Origin of the sequence: Promicromonospora sp. NPDC057138 (assembly GCF_042670845.1) — a bacterium.
In the GTDB taxonomy this organism is placed as follows: Bacteria; Actinomycetota; Actinomycetes; order Actinomycetales; family Cellulomonadaceae; genus Promicromonospora.
Genome location: NZ_JBHUUX010000126.1, coordinates 1 through 5,247 on the forward strand (window position 1 = coordinate 1; position 5,247 = coordinate 5,247).

4 protein-coding genes and 1 pseudogene are annotated in these 5,247 nt (G+C 70.9%); 3 read left to right on the top strand and 2 right to left on the bottom strand.

The annotated features are described in order from the left end of the window. Nucleotides 1-111: 111 nt before the first annotated feature. Together ACFT2C_RS28865 and ACFT2C_RS28870 are read left to right on the top strand one after the other, a co-directional pair. On the top strand, nt 112-339 hold the full coding sequence (locus ACFT2C_RS28865) for a hypothetical protein (protein ID WP_375966255.1): 228 nt from the start codon (nt 112-114) through the stop codon (nt 337-339). 209 nt (nt 340-548) lie between these two features. Beyond that, nucleotides 549-977 carry a MobC family plasmid mobilization relaxosome protein gene (locus ACFT2C_RS28870; protein ID WP_377210550.1) on the top strand — a complete coding sequence of 143 codons (429 nt, stop codon included), beginning with the start codon at nt 549-551 and terminating at the stop codon, nt 975-977. A gap of 1,399 nt (nt 978-2,376) precedes the next feature. Here ACFT2C_RS28870 and ACFT2C_RS28875 read toward each other — a convergent pair. Both ACFT2C_RS28875 and ACFT2C_RS28880 read right to left on the bottom strand, forming a co-directional pair. Further along, a pseudogene (locus tag ACFT2C_RS28875) lies at nt 2,377-2,634 on the bottom strand (hypothetical protein); the annotation flags it as partial. 891 nt (nt 2,635-3,525) lie between these two features. Then, entirely contained in the window at nt 3,526-3,924 is a 399-nt protein-coding gene (locus tag ACFT2C_RS28880; RefSeq protein WP_376381295.1) for a hypothetical protein, read from the bottom strand. Between the two features lie 100 nt (nt 3,925-4,024). Between ACFT2C_RS28880 and ACFT2C_RS28885 the strand changes: the two genes are divergently transcribed. Continuing rightward, entirely contained in the window at nt 4,025-4,765 is a 741-nt protein-coding gene (locus ACFT2C_RS28885; protein ID WP_376073315.1) for a GntR family transcriptional regulator, read from the top strand. The last annotated feature ends 482 nt before the right edge of the window (nt 4,766-5,247 follow it).

The window sequence follows — 5,247 nt, forward strand, 5'->3', positions numbered from 1 at the left end:
TTGTTACGGCCACAGCTCATGCACTACGGCACGGCGCTTCCGGTCACACCTCTTGCATTACGGCCGGAGCCGCCGCGAGGGGGTCGACCACGGCGCGGGAGACTCCCCGTCATGAGCACCGCGCGACGCCGTCTCGGCACCGGCCCGAGCACCACCAGGAGCACGACGACGACGGACGCCGCACCGCGGCTGCTGCCCGTCGAGCGAGTGGTGCCGGACGCACTCCTGGGGGACGTCGAGCACCAGGACGTGCACGCGCGAAAAGGCCGGCGGACGCTCGGACCGGGGATCGACGCGACGCCCTCGGTCGGGGAACCGCTGGAGTCTCCAAACGGATAACTTGCTCGGCCCCCGGGCGGGCGCGGGAGCAATGCTCACGCGATAACTTGCTCCGCCCCCGGGGGACTCTTCGGACCCAACCTGCTGCTGACTTCCGGGCCGTAGATGACGGCAGCAAGTTGGTGCATACGGTTACCGTATGCGCGCTGATCGGGGACGATCAGCGGTCGGTCCGAGCACGGACCGGGGGAGTTTCGGAGGGGGATCTCGTGCGGCCACAGCGGGTGTTTCCGGAGCAGCGGCGGCGTACCCGGCGCAACGACGAGCCGCGTCCGCACCGCCTGAATCTCCGGCTCGGTGACGACGAGAAGGCAGCCGTCGAGGCCGCCGCGAAGCTCGCCCGGCTGACCCCCTCCAGCTACGCGGCGCACGTCGCCGTGTCCGTGGCGATGAGCACGCTGTGGCCGGTCCCGAGGACCCGGCGCGAGGAGCTGCGCGAGCTGCTTGCCGCCCGGATCGGGCTGACCCGGATCGGCACGAACCTGAACCAGATCGCGCGGACGCTGAACGCCGGCGGCGACGTCACCCAGGAGCAACTGGAGGCCGTTCTGCAGCGCGTCGGCGAGGCCGTGCGGCGGGTCGACGAGGCGACCGTCGTGAACATGCGGCGCCGCCAACCCGAACCGCCTGACCTCTGACCCCTCCGCCCGAAGGCGGTCAAGGGGTGACGGCGGGCGCTTCCACGGCAGGGCGGGGCGAGGGAGTGGTGCGGCGGCGCAGGCGGGCCTGGAGTTCGGCGGTGTCGACGGGGGCGTCGTCGTGCTCCTGGTCCTCGTGCTCGCGGCGGCGGCGTGCAGCTGCTTCCTCGCGGCGGCGGGCGAGGTTGTCGAGCATGTTCGTGTACGCCTCGGCGACCTGAGCGGCCGACAGGACTACCGCCGTGTCGGCGACGTCGGCCAGGGCGAGGATCTCGCGGACCCTGCCAGCGACGGCTTCCGGGTCGGTGTTGCCGTCCTTGCCCTCGGCGGCCTCCGTGGCTGCGAGGTCGAGGCCCTTGCGGGTGACGGCCGTCCAGCCTTCTTCGGCGATGGCGACGCCGGCGCGAAGCTCGCCGTCCTCGGCGTCCGAGCCGAACAGCATGTCGAGGTCGTCCTCGTGGGTGTCGCCGCCCTCGATGCCGAGCATCTGCCGCAGGTAGCGGGTCCATTCGATGGCCCGGCGGCCCTTGGTGGCCCGCTCGTACTCGTGCCACTTGGCCAGGTTCCACTCCAGCGTGCCGATGCCGGAGGCGCTGCCTTCCTCGCCGTCGTCGGGCACCCCGTTGGCCAGGTCGCCGATGCGGAAGAGGAGTTCGAACGGCGTGACGTTCTCCCCGGTGGCGGTCTTGAGGTCGGCGCGGGTCAGCTCCAGTGCGGGCTGCTTGCCGTCCTGGGTCTTGGCGATGTACTCGCCCAGGTCTTTGGCGTCGCGCTCGGTTTCCAGGCGCTTGAAGTCGATCGCGTGGCCCTTGCCGCCGCACGGGCAGTTGGTCCGGTCGCAGTCGTCCGACGGCCGCCACTTCGGGTTGATCCCCTGGAGGGCGCCGACCCAGACCGTCCGCCAGTGGTTCTGCCACTCGGTGAGCGCGTTCTCCGACGGCTCGAAGGTGCCGGCCACCCGCTTCTCGGCACGCTCGCCCGTGGTCCGGCCGCCGACGAGCACGATCGCGTGGATGTGCGGGTGCCAGCCGTTGGCGAGGCCGACGGTGACCTCTGTTGCGCGGATCATGCCGATGTAGCCGATCCGGCCGCGGATTCCCTCCGGGTCGCACTTCCGCCCGGCCCAGGTGCCGCCGGTGATGAGCCGCTGGTAGGCGCCCGCCTTCCGGCGGGTGGACGCCAGCTCAGCCTGCGTGGTGCGGAGATGGGCCTGCGCGTCGGCCAGCTCGCCCGCGGCTGCCTCCTTCGCGGCCGCCATCGCGGCGCGCTTCTGGCCCTTGGGCGCGGCAAGCCGGGCGGCGTTCACGGCGGCACGGGTCCGGTCGGTGACCTCCTGGAGGGTCGTCTCGGCAACGGCGACGTTGGCCTTGGCGACGCGGATCTCGGCGGCCGTGCCGGACCGGGAGCCCTGGAGGGCGTCCATCAGGCCGTCGAGTCGGTCCTTGGCCGCGTGCCGGGTGGTCAGCGTGACCAGGTAGGCGGTGCCGCCTCGGCGGATCCACTCGACTACGGCCTCCGTGATCTCCTCGGCCCGCTTGTGCCGGATGGTCGCCGCGCAGACGGGGCAGAGCCAGATCCGCCCGCAGCGCATGAGGCCCAGGACCACGGCGGTCCCGGATGCCGTCTGCCCGACGATGACGCCGGAGGCCGGGTCCATCAGGCTCCGGCCGCAGCCCTTGCACGCGGGGTCGCCGGTGATCCGCCACAGCGTCCGGCGTCCGGCGTACCGGCGCGACTTCCGGGCCCTGGCCTGGAGGACGCGGTCGTGGTGTTCGTGCAGGTGGGCGGCCTCTGGCACGTCCGATTCGGCCCCTTGAGACCCGGTGGCCGCAGACCCCCCGGGAAACTCTGTTGTTTCATTCCCAAGGCGTCCGGATTTGCCGGACGACCCGCCACGGGCGGCTTCCCGCTCGATCTTGGCGAGGAGCCGCTTCGCGCGCTTGCGGCAGGCGTCGGAGCAGTAGATCTTGGGGCGCTTGCCGGGTACGCGGGTGATCTTGTTCCCGCACCCGCAGCGGGGGCCTCTGGCGTCCCGTGAGGCGGCACGCGGAGCGGTGGGTGTTGCAGACGCCGGAGCGTCGCTTACGCTGGACACAGACGAGTCCCTTGGTGTGGTAGCCGGGCGGACGTCAGAAGCGGCCAGGGGGTCTAATCCCTGGCCGTTTCGCATTACTGGGCTGATCCTGCCACTTCGCGCAACAGACGTTCCCCCCGGCACGCCTGACGGCCTTTCGACCCGTGCGGAACGGGCGTCGCGGTCCTGGTGTCGGCCGTGCACGGCGGGTGCTCCCTTTCGCAGGTCGGGAGCGCGGTGCTCGCGTCTCCCAAGATCCGGTACGTCCTAGGCCCCTGATCCGTTACGCCTGTGCTGTGCGAATCGGGTCGAACGGGGCCGAAACGTCGGGTTGTTGCGCAGGTTGCGCAGGTCACGCGCGTACGCGTACGCGCGAAGGGGGGGTCCAGAAAGTCCAGAAACCCGGAGGGGCTGGTGTGACTTGGAGGGCCGGAAGAAGCCCCGCCAGCGGAAGGCCGGCGGGGCTTCGGGGGGTCAGGCAGCGGCTTCGATCCGCCATTCCCAGGGCTCGCCGTCGGCGGCGGCCCGTGCGGCGGCGTCGCCCAGGGCGCGGGCGTGGGCGGCGGCGCTGGTCTTGACGAACTTGTGGCGGGCGAGCTTCCGCAGGAGCGTGGCCATCTCGGCGGCCTGAGCGGGCGTCATGGTCCCGCCGTCGCCGGGGTTGGTCAGCAGCAGGACGAGCGGGCCGCGCTCGGCGTACGACAGGCAGCCTTCGGCGTACCCCGCGAGGGAGGCGAGGACCTTGAGCGGGTGGCGGTCCTCGCCGCGCCCCGGACCGGGGCGGAACGTTCCTTGTGGCCACGACAGACCCTCTCTTGCCGAAGGTACGCATCTGTCGGCCCGGTGGTACTTAACGTATCTTGCCGACGCCACGAAGATACATCAAGCACCGATGCGAGGCAAGGATGTACCTTGGGAGGGTCATTGATGTACCTTCGGAGGTGTACCGCGCTCCGACAAACAGGGAGAAGCCATGCCATACAAGGCACCGGAGGGGAAGGGCTATGCCGACGTGGCGGCCCACTTCCGCACACTGATCAAGAGCGGGGAACTCGCGCCTGGCGCCACGTTGCCGTCCGTCGCTGAGATCCGTGAGCAGTTCGGCGTGGCGGCCAAGACCGTGAGCCGGGCCCTGGCCGTACTCAAGAGCGAGGGCCTGGTCAGCTCGCGCGGGGCGCTGGGCACGGTCGTCGAGAAGAACCCCATGGTGATCACCGGCGCGGACCGCCTGAAGCGCATGGAGAAGAACGGGATGCGCTACGCCCCCGGCGAGACCTCCTCCGGTCACCGCGTGATGACCCGGTCGGTCCACGACCCCGAGATTTGCACGGCTCTCAACCTGGAGCCCGGCGACGAAGCCGTGATCCGCATTCGCGTCTTCCGCCAGGACGACAAGCCGACGTCGGTCGGCGTCTCCGTCTATCCGCCCCACACGGTGGCCGCCGTCCCGGAGCTGGCCGACGACGTACGGATGGTGAAGCAGTTCGACAAGCTCTACAGCGAGCGCACCGGCCGCGAAGTCGTGAAGGGGCAGCGCACCGGCCACGCCCGGCAGGCGTCCCAGGACGAGCTGAACGCCTTGGAGATCGACGCCCCGGCCCACTCGGCCATCGCCGTCTTCGTCACGACCGTGACCTTCCACGACGACGAACAGGCACTCGGCTACTGGGAAGACGTCTACGCCCCCGGCGCCCGGGTGCCCATCGGCGAGTGACACATAGAGCCCTCGCCCAACGTCCCCAGGAGCCCCCGTCGGAGATCCGGCGGGGGCTTTCTGCTGCCCAGCGAGGGCGGCATCTCTGAGCGGTTTACATGGCCAGCCGTCTGCCGACTGCCGCTCTCGCTGTTGTGCTCGCGGACAGGCTGGCGGCGGAGGGGTGGGGGGCGCGTGGCGCTGAGCGGCCGTCTGACGGGGCGGGACGGGGGCTGAGCGCCGTACCCCCGCCGTCGCGGGGCTGGGCAGCGTGAGGCGACCGCACCGCCCGTCTCGGGCTGATGGGGAGCGGCTGCTGCCGCGATGTGGCCGATGCCGTCGAGCTGGTCAGCCCCGCGGCTCCGTCGGTGGCTGAGCGTCCGGCTGCTCGAAGAGGGGCAGGGCCTCCGGGCGGGGCCGCCCCGGTCTCTCTTGCCGAAGGTACGCATCTGTCGGCCCGGTGGTACTTAACGTATCTTGCCGACGCCACGAAGATACATCAC

Bases quoted from the DNA above. Each gene is read 5' to 3' on its own strand.
- ACFT2C_RS28865 (WP_375966255.1), top strand. From the start codon at position 112: ATGAGCACCGCGCGACGCCGTCTCGGCACCGGCCCGAGCACCACCAGG.
- ACFT2C_RS28885 (WP_376073315.1), top strand. From the start codon at position 4,025: ATGCCATACAAGGCACCGGAGGGGAAGGGCTATGCCGACGTGGCGGCC.